11 protein-coding genes are annotated in these 15,005 nt (G+C 67.1%); 9 read left to right on the plus strand and 2 right to left on the minus strand.

Annotated features, from left to right (window positions below):
• Positions 1 to 55: 55 nt before the first annotated feature.
• The 6 genes from EJI00_RS07675 to EJI00_RS07700 all read left to right on the plus strand — a co-directional run bounded on the left by EJI00_RS07675 (position 56) and on the right by EJI00_RS07700 (position 6,844).
• Positions 56 to 904: an IclR family transcriptional regulator gene (locus tag EJI00_RS07675; RefSeq protein ID WP_126746873.1), complete on the plus strand. Its 849-nt coding sequence runs from the start codon at positions 56 to 58 to the stop codon at positions 902 to 904.
• A 55-nt stretch (positions 905 to 959) separates the two neighbouring features.
• Positions 960 to 2,255 (plus strand): aconitase X, encoded by a 1,296-nt coding sequence (locus tag EJI00_RS07680; protein ID WP_126746874.1) that lies wholly within the window; start codon positions 960 to 962, stop codon positions 2,253 to 2,255.
• 196 nt (positions 2,256 to 2,451) lie between these two features.
• Positions 2,452 to 2,904: an aconitase X swivel domain-containing protein gene (locus tag EJI00_RS07685; RefSeq protein ID WP_126746875.1), complete on the plus strand. Its 453-nt coding sequence runs from the start codon at positions 2,452 to 2,454 to the stop codon at positions 2,902 to 2,904.
• Complete coding sequence (locus EJI00_RS07690) at positions 2,901 to 4,604, plus strand: dihydroxy-acid dehydratase (RefSeq protein ID WP_126746876.1); 1,704 nt, start codon at positions 2,901 to 2,903, stop codon at positions 4,602 to 4,604. Before EJI00_RS07685 ends, EJI00_RS07690 begins: the two co-directional genes overlap by 4 nt.
• A gap of 120 nt (positions 4,605 to 4,724) precedes the next feature.
• Complete coding sequence (locus tag EJI00_RS07695) at positions 4,725 to 5,858, plus strand: porin (protein ID WP_126746877.1); 1,134 nt, start codon at positions 4,725 to 4,727, stop codon at positions 5,856 to 5,858.
• 14 nt (positions 5,859 to 5,872) lie between these two features.
• Positions 5,873 to 6,844, plus strand: coding sequence for a Bug family tripartite tricarboxylate transporter substrate binding protein (locus tag EJI00_RS07700; RefSeq protein WP_126746878.1), 972 nt, complete (start codon positions 5,873 to 5,875; stop codon positions 6,842 to 6,844).
• Between the two features lie 13 nt (positions 6,845 to 6,857).
• Here the strand turns inward: EJI00_RS07700 and EJI00_RS07705 are convergent, their stop codons facing one another.
• Together EJI00_RS07705 and EJI00_RS07710 are read right to left on the minus strand one after the other, a co-directional pair.
• A complete protein-coding gene (locus EJI00_RS07705) occupies positions 6,858 to 7,778 on the minus strand; it encodes an aldo/keto reductase (protein WP_409514010.1) in 921 nt (306 codons plus the stop codon).
• 409 nt (positions 7,779 to 8,187) lie between these two features.
• Positions 8,188 to 9,315, minus strand: a complete 1,128-nt coding sequence (locus tag EJI00_RS07710; RefSeq protein WP_126746880.1) for an ABC transporter substrate-binding protein — start codon at positions 9,313 to 9,315, stop codon at positions 8,188 to 8,190.
• 120 nt (positions 9,316 to 9,435) lie between these two features.
• Here EJI00_RS07710 and imuA point away from each other — a divergent pair, with 120 nt between their 5' ends.
• Genes imuA through EJI00_RS07725 form a run of 3 tightly spaced genes read left to right on the plus strand, consistent with a single transcriptional unit; the run spans position 9,436 to position 14,948 of the window.
• A complete protein-coding gene (imuA, locus tag EJI00_RS07715; protein WP_126746881.1) occupies positions 9,436 to 10,260 on the plus strand; it encodes a translesion DNA synthesis-associated protein ImuA in 825 nt (274 codons plus the stop codon).
• Positions 10,229 to 11,599 carry a Y-family DNA polymerase gene (locus tag EJI00_RS07720; RefSeq protein ID WP_126746882.1) on the plus strand — a complete coding sequence of 457 codons (1,371 nt, stop codon included), beginning with the start codon at positions 10,229 to 10,231 and terminating at the stop codon, positions 11,597 to 11,599. Before imuA ends, EJI00_RS07720 begins: the two co-directional genes overlap by 32 nt.
• Positions 11,592 to 14,948 carry an error-prone DNA polymerase gene (locus EJI00_RS07725; RefSeq protein WP_126746883.1) on the plus strand — a complete coding sequence of 1,119 codons (3,357 nt, stop codon included), beginning with the start codon at positions 11,592 to 11,594 and terminating at the stop codon, positions 14,946 to 14,948. Before EJI00_RS07720 ends, EJI00_RS07725 begins: the two co-directional genes overlap by 8 nt.
• Positions 14,949 to 15,005: the final 57 nt, after the last annotated feature.

Below are 15,005 nucleotides of genomic sequence, written 5' to 3' on the forward strand. Positions count from 1 at the left end.
GACCGACGCTCTTTCGCCAGCCTCTACATTGCAGAGTCTTGCAAAGGGTTCTTCCATGTCCACTGACAAAAACGACACCTCTTTTTCCGCCTCCGAAGCCGCCGATGCGCGCGGCGACCGCTCCGACACCGTGAGCGCGCTGGAGCGCGGCATCTCGGTGCTGCGCTGCTTCAGCGAAGAGCGCCCCGTGCTGGGCCATGCAGACATCGCGCGCATGACCGGTATTCCGCGGCCCACGGTCAACCGGCTCGTCGCCACGCTGCTCTCCATGGGCATGCTCAAGGCCGCGCAGGTGGCCGACCGCTTCATGCTCGGCCCGGGCGTGGTGTCGCTGTCGCGCGTGTTCCTGGGCAGCCTCGACGTGCGCGCCGCGGCGCGGCCCAGCATGCAGGCCATGGCGGAGGAGGTGGGCGCCTCGGTCTACCTGGCCATACGCGACGGCATGGAGATGGTGCTGATCGAGGCCTGCCGGCCGCGCTCGTCGATGCTGTCGGCCCGGCTCGACGTGGGCTCGCGCGCGCCGCTGGCCAATTCGGCCCTGGGCCGTGCGTACCTTTCGGCGCTGCCGGAGGCGCAGCGCAACCAACTCATCGATTCGATGCGCCTGTTGCGTGGCCCCGAATGGGACGGCATCGCACCCGGCATGACCCGCGCCATCGGCGAAGCGAGGCGGCTGGGTTACTGCCTCTCGCTCGGCGAGTTTCACCGCGAGATCAATTCGGTGTCCGTGCCCTTCATCGGGCCCGACGGTGAAGTGATGTCGCTCAACGGCGGCGGCGCGGCCTTCGTGTTTTCCGAAGAGCGCCTGCGCAACGAACTGGCACCGCGCCTGCATGACATTGCGCTGACCATTGCGCGCGACATCGGCGGGCATGTACCCACGCCTACGCCTTCACCGGGTTAGCGGCCCGGCGCGGGCCGACCCCACGACTGCAAACATAAGAACGGAGACACAGGTCATGCACCTGAGCGATGAAGAAAAAGCCATGATGGACGGCCGAGACGGACCGGCCGTGCAGAAGGCGATGGACCTCTTGATGCGCTACGGCGAAGCGTTGGGCGCCGAGCGGCTGGTGGAAACGCGCAACGTCTGCGCCACCATTACCTCGACCACGCCGTTCCAGCGCGACTTTGCGCTGGCCAAGGGCGGCGGCATGGATGCGGTGTTCTCCGAATTCAGCCTCGACAGCCAGGAGACCGTCGAGATTCCGAAATTCAAGGTCTTCACCAGCCACCTGCAACTGGGCTTCGACCCCGGCCAGCCCGAGCGCATGGGCGTGAGCGAAGAGATCGTGCAGTTCTACAACAAGAGCGAGCGCCATGCGGCGGGGCTCGGTGCGCAGATCATGAACACCTGCACGCCCTACCAGGTCGGCAACATTCCCACGCGCGGCGAGCACTGCGCATGGATGGAATCGTCGGCCGTGGTGTATTGCAATTCGGTGCTCGGCGCGCGCACCAATACCGAAGGGCGCGAGAGCACCGGCGCGGCCATGCTCACCGGGCGCATTCCCTACTGGGGCTACCACCTCGACGAGAACCGCCGCGCCACGCATGTGGTCGAGCTCGACGTCGAGGTCGAATCGGTGCAGGACTGGGGCCTGCTCGGCTACTACATCGGCGAGCACGTGCAGGAGCGCGTGCCGGTGGTGCACAGCAAGCGCGGCATCGCCCGTGTGCCTAACCTGCCGCGGCTCAAGCACTTCGGCGCGGCGGCATCGTCGTCGGGCGGCGTGGAGATGTATCACATCGCCGGCATCACACCCGAGGCGCTCACGCTGGAGCAGGCGCTCGGCGGCCGTGCGCCGGTGGAGGTGCTGCGTTATGGCGAGGCCGAGCGCCGCGCTACCTACGAGAAGATCAACGCGACGGGCAAGGAAGCCGAGGTGCAGTACGTGATGCTCGGCTGCCCGCACTACACCATCGAACAGATCTGGGAGGCCGCGCAGCTCATCGAAGGGCGCAAGGTGCACCCGGATTGCGAGCTGTGGATCTTCACGCCGCGCGCCATCAAGTCGCTGGCCGACCGCAACGGCTACACCAGGATCATCGAGGACGCGGGCGGCATCCTCATGACCGACAGCTGCTCCGCCATGAGCCGCGCCGTGCCCAAGGGCACGAAGACCGTAGCGCTCGATTCGGCCAAGCAGGCGCACTACCTGCCCGCCATTCTTGGCGTGCAGGCGTGGTTCGGCAGCACGGCGGAGTGCATCGATGCGGCGTGTACTGGGCGGTGGAATGGAGGCATGCAATGAGGCCCCGGATTTTCTCCCTCCCCCTCTGGGGGAGGGCAGGGGTGGGGGCATGCGGCGCATCCATCGCGCGCTCTGCCTGCCCCCATCCCAACCTCGGTGCAGGCAGCCAGAGGCTGCCGCTCTTCGGGCTGTCCAGTTCCGCGCAGGCGGAACTGGAGCCGCAGCCCTCAGCCCCGTCGGGGGAAGGAGCAAAACCATGAATGCACGCGACAACACATCCACCCTGGTCATCCGCGGCCGCAAGGTGGTCGGCGGCGTGGCCGAAGGCGAGGCACTCGTCACGCGCGACCGCATCTCGGGCTGGGGCGGCATCGATCCGCGCACCGGCACCGTCATCGAGACGCGGCACGAACTGCGTGGCCAGAGCTTTGCGGGCAAGGTGCTGGTGTTTCCGGGCGCAAAGGGCTCGTCGGGCTGGTCGGCCATGTTCCACATGACGCGGCTCATGAACTCGGCGCCCGCGGCCTTCCTGTTCAATGAGATGACGACCAAGATGGCGCTCGGCGCGGTGGTCACGCACTCGCCCTCGATGACCGATTTCGAGCGCGACCCGCTCGGGTGCATCGAGACCGGCGACTGGGTGCGCGTGGACGCCGACCGCGGCGTGATCGAGATCACCAAGAAGAACAAACCCGGAGACCGCCCATGACCACCCGCCCCCTGCGCAGCAACTTTCCGCGCGGCTCGTACCTCTGGTCGGTGCGCAATGCGCACTGGCGCGCGCTCGGCATCCCCGAAGAAGACTGCGAGAAGCCGAAGATCGCCATCGTCAACAGTTCGTCGGAACTGGCCGCGTGCTTCAGCCACCTCGATAAGGTAGCAGCAGAAATCAAGACCGCGATCCGCGCCGCGGGCGGCGTGCCGTTCGAGATCCGCACCGCGGCGCCCAGCGACTTCATCACCGGCGCGGGCGCACGCGGCGCCTACATGCTCGGTGCGCGAGACCTCGTCACCAACGACATCGAAGTGGCCGTGGAGGGCGCGCAGCTCGACGGCATGGTGTGCCTCACCTCGTGCGACAAGACCGTGCCGGGCCAGCTCATGGCAGCCGCCCGGCTCAACATTCCGACCCTGCTCGTGCCCTGCGGCTACCAGCCCAGCGGCGAGTACCAGGGCCGGCACATGGACATCGAGGAAGTGTTCATCGGTGCGATGCATGCCGTCACCGGCCACCTGCCGGTCGAAGAACTCGTGGGCATGAGCCGCGAAGCGATCCGCGGGCCGGGTGTGTGCTCGGGCCTGGGCACCGCCAACTCGATGCACATCGTCTGCGAAGCCCTTGGCCTGGCCTTGCCGGGCAGCGCACCCGTGGCCGCGCTGAGCCCGAAGATGATGGCCGACGTGCGCGCGGCCGGCACGCGCATCGTGCAAATGGTGTGGGACGACCTGAAGCCGCGCGACATCCTCACGCCAGGCGCCTTTGCCAACGCGGTGCGCGCGGTGCTGGCCATCGGCGGCTCGCTCAACACGGCCAAGCACCTTCAGGCGGTGTCGACCGAAGGGGAATGCGGCGTCGATGTGTATGGCCTGTTCGAAAGCCTGGGCCCGACGACGCCGGTGCTGGCCGGCGTGCGGCCGATCGGCGAACACAGCATCGAGGCCTTCGAGGCGGCGGGCGGTTGCCGTGCACTGATGAAGCAGCTTGCACCGTTGCTCGACACGAGTGCGCCCACCGTCACGGGCGGCACCGTGGCCGACAACCTGCAGAGCGTCGAAGTCGCCGACCCGGAGGTGATCCGCCCGATGGATCGGCCGGTGGCGCCGCTGCCCGCCATCGTGCTGCTGCGCGGCAATCTCGCGCCCGAATCGGGCCTCATCAAGACCGGCATCGCGCCACGCGAGGTGCGCAGCTTCACCGGTCCGGCGGTGTGCTTCTGGACCTCGGATGCCGCCATTGCCGCAATGAAAAAAGGCGAGATCGTGCCGGGCCAGGTGGTCGTGATGCGCGGCGCCGGTGCCTGCGGCGGACCGGCGATGGGCGGCGGCGCCTCGCGCGTGGTGTTCGCCATCGACGGCGCGGGCCTCGGCGACCAGGTCGCGATCCTGACCGACGGGCACCTTTCGGGCCTGGTCTGCAAGGGGCTCGTGGTGGCGGAAGTGTCGCCCGAAGCCGCGCTCGGCGGGCCGCTGGGGCTGGTGCGCGATGGCGACGTGATCACCATCGACCTGGACGCGCGCCGCCTCGACATTGCATTGACCGATGCGGAACTGCAGGCGCGCCGCGCCGATTGGCAGGCGCCGCCCCCCGCCTTCGATACCGGCTGGCTGCAGCAGTACCGGCGCAACGTGAGCCCGCTGTCCAAAGGCGCCGTGCTCGTGCGTACCGAACGACCCGAGCCTTCGGGCTAGCAAGACCTTTTCACCCCGGCCTTCGCCGACCGGTGCGCGTCCCCGTGCGCACCCGGTGGCGCAGCCCTGCGCGCGTTCCCAGTTTTTCAACCAAGAGAAGAAGCAGGAGACAAGAAAACCATGAAGAAAATTTTGATGGGGCCGGCGCTGGCGTTAGGGCTTGCGAGCAGCGGCGCGGCACATGCGCAATCCAGCGTCACCGTGTTCGGCGTGATGGACCTCGGCATCCAGTACACCAACGGCGATGGCGGCGGTTCGGTAAAAGCGCTGTCCAACGGCGGGCTTTCGACCAGCCGGCTCGGATTCCGCGGCACCGAAGACCTGGGCGGCGGCTTGCGCGCGGGCTTCTGGCTCGAAGGAAGCCTGAACCCCGACACCGGCACCGGCCGCGCGAGCAACAGCAACAACCAGGCGAGCGGCGCGGGCGTGGCGGGGCCGATCACCTTCGACCGCATGTCCTTCGTGAGCCTGTCGCACGACAAGGTCGGTGAATTGCGCCTGGGCCGCGACTTCATTCCCACGCACTACAACAGCATCTACTTCGATCCCTTCAACGCCAACGGCGTGGCGCGCGCGGGCAACCTCACGTTCGCGGGCGCGGGCACCGGGCCGTTGCCCACCGGCATCACGGGCAGCAACACGGTGAGCTATTGGCTGCCGTCCAAACTCGGCGGCTTCTACGGCATGGCGATGATCGGCACGGGGGAGAACAACTCCACCGCACCGAATCGCGACGACGGCAACTTTGCCGGCGCGCGATTCGGTTTCGCCTCGGGCGCATTCGACATTGCCGCCGCCGTTACGCGCACGCATTTCGACGCCACCGCCACCATCGGCAACTACACGCACGCCAACATCGGCGGCTCGTGGGACGCGGGGTTTGCGAAGTTCTTCGCGCTCTACAACAAGGTAACGGTGAAGCTCGCCGCCGGCACGGTGCGCAAGAACACCGCCGAGATCGGCGCGCACATTCCGGCCTTCGAGGTCGGCCGCATCCGCGTGAGCTACGCCTACCTGGACGATCGCAGCGACGAGAGCCTGCGCAACGCCAACGGCATGCCGCGCAATCGCGACGATGCGCGCCAGTTCGGCATCGGGTATGTGCACAACCTCTCGAAGCGCACCGCGCTCTACGGCACCTACGCGCGGTTGATGAACAGCGGCCAGGCGCGCTATGTTGTCAGCGGCGGTGTGGCGCCGGCCGGCGGCCGCCGCTCGTCGGGCTGGGAGCTCGGCGTGCGGCATCTCTTCTGAAAAAGGAGCAAAAAATGCGACGCAGAAACCTGACCCTGGCGGCCCTTGCCGGCAGCACGCTGGCCATGCTGCCCGGCGCGGCAGCCTGGAGTGCGGAGACCTATCCGGACAAGCCGCTGCGCCTGATCGTCGGCTTTGCACCCGGAGGCGGCGCCGACGCGCTCACGCGCATCATCGCGGAGGGGCTGTCGAAGCAGCTCGGCCAGCAGGTGATCGTGGAAAACCGGCCCGGCGCCGACGGCGTTCTGGCGGCGCAGGCCACGTCATCGGCCAAGCCCGACGGCTACACGCTGCTGATGGGCACCAACACCGCGATGGTGGCTGCGCCCACGCTGCGGCCGACGCCGCCTTACGACCCGTTCAAGGCCTTCACGCCGATCAGCTCGGCCGGCCAGTTCTCGATGTTCCTGGTGGTGCCGGCCAGCCTGCCGGCGAAGAGCGTGAACGAGTTGCTGGCCTTGGTCGCGGCCAAACCCGGCGCCTACAACTCGGCATCGAGCAACAGCGCTTCGGAACTCGCCATGCTGCAGCTGCTGGGCGAACGCAAGGTGGTGAACGCGCGCTACAAGGGCGACATGCAAGCCATGACCGACCTGCTGGGCGGCCAGATCCACATGATGTTCACCACCGGCACGCTGGCCCCGGGCTTCGTGAAAGAGGGGCGCATTCGCGCGCTGGTCACGCTGCTGCCGCAGCGCAGCGCCTTGCTGCCCGACGTGCCCACAGGCAGCGAACTGGGATTGGGCAAGCTCACCATCACGCCCTGGGCCGGCTTCTTCGGCCCGCCGGGGCTGCCGCCGGCCATTACCGCCAAGCTGTCGCAGGAACTGCAGAACACGCTGAAGCGGCCGGACGTGCATGCACAACTGGTGCAGCAGGGCTTCGAGGGCTACGGCATGAGCCCCGCAAAGTTCACCGAGTTCTTCCGCGCGCAATACGACGCCTTCGGCGCCACCGTGCGGCAGCACAACGTCAAGTTCGAATAGCCGCGGCTGCGGTTCAGAGGCCGACCGAGCGCGCGTTGCTGCGCCAGAACGCCGCATCCGGAAACGAGCCCGCGCCGGCCGCGGCGTTGTCGGCCATGTGCTCGGCGCGGCTGGTGCCGGGAATGGTGCAGGTCACGGCGGGGTGGCTCAGCACGAACTTCAGCAGCACCTGCGCCCAGCTCGCGCAGCCGATCTCGGGTGCCCACGCGGGCAGTGGCTTGTCCCGCAGCCGGCGCAGGAGGCCGCCGCCGCCGAACGGCATGTTGACGATTACCGCCACGCCGCGTTCGGCCGCGAGCGGCAGCAGTCGCTGCTCGGCCTCGCGCGCATCGATCGAATAGTTGATCTGCAGGAAGTCGAGCTTCTCGGCGCGCAGCACAGCCTCGACCTCGTCGTAGGCCGAAGCGGTGTAGTGCGTGATGCCGATGTAGCGCACGCGGCCTTTCTCTTTCCAGCCGCGCAGCGTGGCGAGATGGGTTTTCCAATCCACCAGGTTGTGCACTTGCATCAGGTCCATGCGCTGGGTGCGCAGCCGCGCGAAAGACTGCTCCATCTGCGCAATGCCGGCATCGCGGCCCGATGTCCAGACCTTCGTCGCAAGAAAAGCCTTGTTCTCGCGCTGCTTCGATGAGGCCAGCAGTTCGCCGGTGGTTTCTTCGGAGCGCCCGTACATCGGCGAACTGTCGATCACCTTGCCACCCGCGGCAAAGAGGGCGTCGAGCACACCCGGCAGGCGCTTGTATTCCTCGGTACCGGGGCGCTGGTCGAAACCGATCCAGGTGCCGCAGCCGACAACCGGCAGGACCTCCTGCGTGGAAGGAATGGGGCGGGTGTTCATGGTCATCGCAGGCCTGCCTTGTTGCTGTGCGAAGGAGGGGAGCGCGGCGCCGGCGCAGAGTGCGGCGCCGAGCCTGAGCAGCCGGGCGCGCGTGATGGGGAGGTGTGGGGTGTTCGTGAGTGGCGTCACGAATCAAATTTTGCGCCAGGGCTTTTTTTCTCGGCGCTTGCTGGGGCTATCTTTGGGGGGCGTTGTACAGGGAGCGTTGCTTCAGGGCGGCGCACCCGCCGACGGGGTACCTTTCTCCGCGAATGTCCCCCGGCCTGCGGCCTCCTCCTTTATTTCGCTGCGCAAGGCACCCCGCCAGCGGGTGCGATGTAAGGAGCGGTCGTTGATCAGCGGAACACCAGCAGCGTGCCCAAGTGCACAGGGCATCGGGTACTCCCCGCAGCGAAATAAAGGAGGAGCCGAAGGCGGGGGACATTCGCGGAGGGGAGTACCCGGTGGCCTTTGCACTCGCCCTGAACAACAGCGCCTCGAATGAATTCACGTCCGGAGAAAGCCCTCAGCGCAGATAGCGCCCATCAGCCTTCAGCATCGAAAGCTCAGAGAAGGTCAGCCCACGGTGCTCCCCCGGCCGGTAAGACACGGCAATCCCGCCGATGTCCAAAGTCTTGAAAGACTCGAGGCCCTTGTGCAGTGAATCGGCCGTCGGGTTCGCGCCCGCCCGCTTCAGGCCCTCGACCATCACCTTGGCTGCCACATAGCCCTCGAGGCTGGCGTAGCTGAACTCCGTCGCGCCGATCTTCTTCATGGCTGCCTGGTACTCGGCAATCATCGGCATTGCCGTGTTCCACGGGTATGGCACGACCTGCGAAATGACCACGCCGGCCGCGTCCTTCTTGATGTCCTGAAACAGCTTCTGGCCGTTCAGGAAAGAGAACGAATAGAAAGCCGTTTCGCCGCCCGCCGCGCGGTAGGCAGTGATGAACTTGGCCGCCACGTCGTTCGTGGCCGACAGCACCACGGCCTTGGGCTTGAGCTTGACCAGTTCCGCCGCGCGTTCGGCTGCGTCCGAGCCGTCGTTCTTGATCGGCACGCTGCCGACCATTTTTTCGCCGCGCTCGGCAATGAATTTTTGCGTGCTCTCCATCGCCGAGCGCGCGCCCGGGTTGTCGTTGTGCGCGAAGGCAATGCGCGAAAGGCCGATGGTGAACAGGTGGTTCACGATGCGGCTGTATTCCTCGTCGAAGCTGATGCGCACCGGAAAGCCGTATTCGGACGGTTTGACCACCGGCGCCGCACCTGTGTACGAGCCCACGACCGGAATCTTGAGCTCGTTGGCAGCCTTCAGGGCACCGACCGCCGACGACGTGCCGATCGGCATCAGGATGCCCACGGCGCCGTCCTTCACGAAAGTCTTCACGTTCTCGGCGCCCTTGGCGGGGTCGTACGCATCGTCGAGCTGGCGCAGCTCGATGGGCCGGCCGTTGACGCCGCCGTTCGCATTCACCGCGGTGAACAAGGCGCGAATGCCGACCAACGGCTCGGTCGACAGCGTTGCCAGCGGGCCCGTCTGAACATAGGTCTGGCCGATCAGCAGCGGCTTGGTTTGCGCCTGCACCGCAGGCTGTACCGCAAGGAGGAGGGCAGCCAAGGCCGAAGCCAGCAAATGAATCTTTTTGTATTGCATGGTCACAAATTGTTTGTTCGACCATCTTAAGAGGCATGGCGCTTTGGGTAAATCGCTATTTGTCCCGTGCTGGTTGCGGCTCATGGAATACTGTATAAAAATACAGTTAACGATTGCATCATGGGCCTCCCTTTCCTCAACTCCTTTTCCGCCACCGCGGGCCGTGGCGTCTGGCATGCCGACGAGCTCGGCCTGGCCGACGCGCAGGTCGTCGCCACCGGCCACGCCGCGCTCGACGCCGAGTTGCCCGGTGGCGGCTGGCCTGTAGGCGCCATGACGGAGTTGCTGCAAACCGCGCCCGAGGCCCATGTCTGGCGGCTGCTGCTGCCCGCCTTGGCGCAGGCTGTAGAGGCGCGCGGCGGGCCGGTGGTGCTGATCGGCGCGCCCTACGAACCCTGCGGGCCGTCGCTCGCGGCGCAAGGCTTGCCGGTGGAAGCGCTGATGTGGGTCCGAAGCGACGCGCCGGCCTCGCGGCTGTGGGCCTGCGAGCAGGCGCTGCGCTGCGCGGACGTGTCCGCCGTGCTCGCCTGGCTGCCGCAGGCCCGGGTGGGTGAACTGCGCCGGTTGCAACTGGCCGCCGCCCAGCATGACGTGCTGCTCTTCGTGTGCCGGCCCGAATCGGCCGTGCAGGGTGCTTCGCCGGCACGGCTGCGCCTTCAGGTGGAAAGCTGCGAGGCCGACAGCTCGCAGATCGAACTGCGCATTCTCAAGCGCCGCGGGCCGCCCTTGGCCGCGCCGGTGATGCTGCCCGCGCGCAACGAGCGCATGGCCGCATTGCTGGCGGCCGCCCGGTTGCGCCGCAAGCTGCGGCTGCAGCAGCAGGGCACGGTGCCGGCCGGCGAAGCGGCAACGGCAACGGCAACGGCAACGTCGGCCACGGTGGTGCGCATCGACGCATGGAAGGGAGGCCCCAATGCACTGGATCGCATTGCGGTGGTCGCTTGAATCCAGTTCGCCTGACGAAGCGCAGCCCCTGCCCACGCCCGAGGCGCTGGGCTGGTGGGCGCTGCAATACACGCCGCACGTCGCCTGGCAAGACGAGGCGCTGATGCTCGAGGTTTCGGCTTGCGAGCGCCTGTGGGGCGGGCGCTCGTCGCTGATGCGCCAGCTGGCCCACGAGAACCCCGCGCCCGACGCCGTGATGCGCGGCGCGCAGGGCGCCACCAGCCTCATCGCACTGGCCCGGCTGCGCCTGTTCGAGCGCGAAGAGAGCCGGCCCAAGGACATTCCCGCCGGCCTGCCGTTGGACACGCTGAGCGCCGCGCGCGAGCACCTCGACCTGCTGGCGCGCCTGGGCTGCCGCACGTGGGGCGACGTGGCGGCCTTGCCGCGCGGCGGCCTCACGCGGCGCTTTGGCGCGGCGCTGCGCGAGGCGCTCGACGTGGCATGGGGCCTGCGTCCCGAAAGCCACCACTGGCTCACGCTGCCCGACGTGTTTGAGCAGAAGCTCGAGCTGCCCGCGTTGGCCGAAACCGCGCCCGAACTGATGTGGTCGGCCAACCGGCTGCTCACGGCGCTGCAGTTCTGGCTGCGTGCCCGCCAGCGCGGCGCGCGTGCGCTCGAGCTGCAATGGACGCTCGACCTCAAGCGCTTCAACGGCGTGAACCTGCCGCCGCACCAGCAGGTCATCGTGCGCACGGCCGAGCCCACGCAGGACATGGCGCACCTGCGCCGCCTGCTCTCCGAAAAGCTCGCCCTCACCACGCTTGCGGCGCCCGCAAGCTGGCTGCGCCTGCGCACGCTCGAAACCGATCCGTGGGCCGGCGCCAGCACCAGCTTCCTGCCCGAAGACAACCGCAAGGGCGACAAGCTGCACGAAATGGTCGAGCGGCTCAGCGTGCGCCTCGGGCCGCAGCAGGTGGTGGTGCCCGTGGCGCAGGCCGACCACCGGCCCGAGCGCAAGCAGGCGTGGCGGCCAGCGTTGCAGAAAGACAATGCGCCACAAGACAAGACCCGCAAGGAAGCAAAGGAAACCGCAAAGGCGAAGGCCGCGGCTTCGCAGCCCGATGCGCTCTACCCGCCGTGGCTCTTGCCCGAGCCGCTGCTGCTCAAGATGGAGGGCGAGCGCCCGTGCTACCGCGGCCCCCTCAGCAAGCTGATCGGTCCGCAGCGCGTCGAAGCCGGCTGGTGGGGCGGCAAGGAAGACGGCGGGCAGCCGGCAATGCGCGACTACTACGTGGCCGAAAGCCCCGAAGCCGGACTGGTGTGGATCTTTCGCGAGCGGCTCTCCGCGCGCTTTTCCCAGGGCGAAGTGCGCTGGTACCTGCAGGGGTTCTATGCCTGACCTGAGCGAAAAGCAGCTGCGCGGACGCAACTCCGCCAAGGTGCATGCGCTGCCGTTGCCCTTGCGCAAGAAGCCGCCGCCCACGCTGCCCGACTATGCCGAGCTGCATTGCCTGACCAACTTCAGCTTTCAGCGCGGCGCCTCCACGCCCGAAGAGATGGTCGAGCGTGCCTACCAGCTCGGCTACACGGCCCTTGCCATTACCGACGAATGCTCGGTGGCCGGCATCGTGCGCGCGCTCATTTGCCTGCGCGATCTGCCGGCCAAATTGGAGGAGCACGAGCGCGACCATCCCGAAGAGCCGCCGCTCCCGCGCAACCCCGGGTTCCGGCTGCTGTTCGGCAGCGAGTTCCGCTTCGAGCGCTTCAGGCTCGTGGTCATCGCCAACGACACCGAAGGCTGGGGCAACCTGTGCGAGTTCATCACCGCCGCGCGCAACACCGAGCTGCCCAAGGGCGAGTACCGCGTGCGCTGGGACGAGAGCGACGTGGCTTCGCTGCAGCATTGCCAGGTTCTTTTTGTGCCGCACAGGGCACCGGGCGGTGCCATGGACGTCGCCTCGCTGCATGAAGACCTGCTGGCCGCCAAGGCGCTCTATGGAGAGAGCCTGTGGCTGGCGGTGGAAATGCTCAACGAGCTCGACGACGACCTGTGGTTCGTCACGCTGATGCAGGCGGGCGAGCACACGGGCGTGCCGCTGGTGGCGGCCGGCGACGTGCACATGCATGCGCGCTCGGCCAAGCCGCTGCACGACGTGCTCACGGCCGTGCGCGAAGGCCGGGCCGTGGCCGAGTGCGGCTTTGCACTGCAGTCGAATGCCGAGCGGCATCTGCGGCAGCGGGTGCGGCTGGCCGAGCTGTATCTGCCCGAGATGCTGTCGAACACGCTGGTGGTGGCCGAGCGGTGCCGGTTCGATCCCAATGTGATCCGCGAGACCTACAAGTACCCGCTCGAAACCGTGGGCAACCACGAGACGCCCGTGCAGACACTGGTGCGCAAGACCTGGGAGGGCGCGGCGGTCCGCTTTCCCGAGGGCATTCCCGACAAGGTGCGCGAGCAGGTCGAAAAGGAACTCGCGCTGATCGTCGAGCTGAAGTACGAGATGTTCTTTCTCACGGTGGAAGACATCGTGCGCTTTGCGCGCTCGCAGCACATCCTTTGCCAGGGGCGCGGTTCCTCGGCCAATTCGGTCGTCTGCTACTGCCTGGGCATTACCGCGGTCAATCCCGAAAAAGGCCACCTGCTGTTCGAGCGCTTCCTGAGCCGGCACCGCAACGAGCCGCCCGACATCGACGTCGACTTCGAGCATCAGCGGCGCGAAGAGGTCATCCAGTACATCTACGAGAAATACGGCCGCGAGCGCGCAGCCATTGCGGCTGTCGTCATCTGCTACCGCGCACGCAGCGCCTTGCGCGACGTGGGCAAGGCCATGGGCATCGACGAACGCCTGATCGACGAATTTGCAAAAGACCACTACTGGTTCGACGACACCGTGCTGGGCGAACAATTGTTCAAGGCGGCCGCGCGCGTCGGCGTGCAGGAAGACGAGCTCAAGCTGGTGCAATGGATCGAGATGACGCAGCGTCTCAAGGGCTTTCCGCGCCACCTGAGCCAGCACGTGGGCGGCTTTGTGCTCACGCACACCAAGCTCACGCGCCTGGTGCCGGTCGAAAAGGCATCGATGAAAGACCGCTCCGTCATCCAGTGGGAGAAGGACGACCTCGAAGCCATGGGCATGCTCAAGGTCGACGTGCTCGCGCTCGGCATGCTCAGCGCCATACGCCGCGGGCTCGACCACATGAACCGCTGGCGGGGCTCGATGATGGAGATGCACCACATCCCCAACGACGACCAGAAAGTGTTCGACATGATCTGCGACGCCGACACCATCGGCGTGTTCCAGATCGAGAGCAGGGCGCAGATGTCGATGTTGCCGCGCCTGAAGCCGCGCACCTATGAAGACCTGGTGATCGAGGTTGCGATCGTGCGGCCCGGGCCCATTCAGGGCGGCATGGTGCATCCCTATCTCAAGCAGCGCGAGCGGGTGGCCAAGCGCTTGCCAATCCATTACGAGAAGGAAGAACTGAAGCCCGCGCTGGAACGCACGCTGGGCATTCCGATTTTCCAGGAGCAGGTGATGCAGATCGCGATGATCGCGGCCAAGTTCACCGCCGACGAGGCCGATCAATTGAGGCGCGCGATGGCGGCGTGGAAGCGCAAGGGCGGCCTCGAGAAGTTCCACGACAAGCTCGTAAAGGGCATGACCGACAACGGCTACAAGGCCGAGTTCGCCGAAGCCATCTTCAAGCAGATCCTCGGCTTTGGCGACTACGGCTTTCCCGAAAGCCACGCCGCGAGCTTTGCGCTGCTGGTCACCGTGAGCAGCTGGCTCAAGAACTACGAGCCCGCCTGCTTTCTGGCGGCCCTGCTTGACTCGCAACCCATGGGCTTCTACAGCCCCTCGCAGCTCGTGCAAGACGCGCGTCGGCATGGCGTGGAGGTGCGGCCGGTCGATGTCACGTGCAGCGACATCGACACCACGCTCGAAGCCCGCGCCCCCGACGCGCCGCGCATGCCGCCGGGCACCGATGCGCGCTATGCCGACCGCCTCGGCAACCAGAACCAGCCCGCCGTGCGGCTCGGGCTGAACCGGGTTTCGAGCCTCAGCAAGGAGGGCGCCGAGCGCCTGCTCGCAGCGCGTGCGCAAGCGCCTTTCACCAGCACCGAAGACCTCGCCCTGCGCGCCGAGCTCGACGGCAAGGACATGGCTGCGCTGGCCGCCGCCGATGCGCTGATGTCGCTTTCGGGGCATCGGCGCCAGCAGGTGTGGGACGCCACCGCGCAGAGACGTTCGCCGGCCTTGCTCAAGGGCGTGCCGATCAACGAGCAGGTCCTGCAATTGCCCGCGGCCCCCGAGGGCGAGGAAATCGTGGGGGACTACGCGGCGCTCGGCCTCACGCTGCGGCGACATCCGATCGCGCTGCTGCGCCCGCGCCTTGCGCGCATGAAGCTCATGAGCGCCGAAGAGCTGCGCAGCCTGCCCAGCGGCCAGACCGCGCGCGCCTGCGGCATCGTCAAGGGGCGGCAGCGCCCGGGCACGGCCAACGGCACCATCTTCGTCACGCTCGAAGACGAGACCGGCAACGTCAACGTCATCGTCTGGAGCCATGTCATCGAATCCTGGCGCGAGCCGCTGCTCAAGTCGCACCTGCTGGCGGTGCAGGGCACCTGGCAGCGCGACGACGAGACCGGCGGCAAGGTGCAGCACCTGATTGCCACCGGCTTCAAGGACCTGACGCCGCTCATGGGCCGGCTGGCGCAGAGCAATACCAGCCGCGATTTTCATTGACGGCACCGCATGCAACCGATCGTTCCATGGCTCGCGCAACCGGCCACTTTTCGCTAA

This window comes from Variovorax sp. DXTD-1 (assembly GCF_003984625.1).
In the GTDB taxonomy this organism is placed as follows: Bacteria; Pseudomonadota; Gammaproteobacteria; order Burkholderiales; family Burkholderiaceae_C; genus Variovorax.